Annotated in this window: 1 protein-coding gene; it reads left to right on the plus strand. The window is 54.0% G+C overall.

Annotated elements, in window-relative coordinates:
* Positions 1–59 precede the first annotated feature (59 nt).
* Positions 60–401, plus strand: a complete 342-nt coding sequence (locus NE547_RS18000) for an IS5 family transposase (RefSeq protein WP_256176625.1) — start codon at positions 60–62, stop codon at positions 399–401.
* Positions 402–480 lie beyond the last annotated feature (79 nt).

The raw sequence follows: 480 nt of genomic DNA on the forward strand, positions 1-480 counted from the left end.
TAGGGCTTGTTTGAAAAATAAAAGTTGCACAATAAAGCAAGTTATGCGAAGCTAAGGGCATGAAACGATATGAATTAACAAAAGAACAATGGGAACGGATCAAACCGTTGCTGCCGCCGGAAGAAACAGGAAAGCGTGGCCGCCCCCGAAAAGATAATCGTACGATGCTCAACGGGATGCTCTGGATTGTCCGGAGCGGTGCTCAGTGGCGTGAGCTGCCGGCGGCCTATGGCCCCTGGCAGTCTGTGTACGCACGATTCTCCAAGTGGCGGGATGACGGCACACTGGAGGCGGTATTTCACGCGCTGTCCGGGGACGCGGACATGGAGAATCTGAGCGTAGACTCCACTTGCGTAAAGGTACATGAAAGCGCAAATGGCGGGGAAAAAAACAGCGGATAAGGCGGTTGGCCGTACCAGAGGTGGGTGGAACACAAAACTCCACGCGGTAGTGGACGGTTTGGGAAACCCGGTGGAGTTC

It is taken from the genome of Flavonifractor sp. DFI.6.63 (assembly GCF_024462255.1).
In the GTDB taxonomy this organism is placed as follows: Bacteria; Bacillota; Clostridia; order Oscillospirales; family Oscillospiraceae; genus Lawsonibacter_A; species Lawsonibacter_A hominis.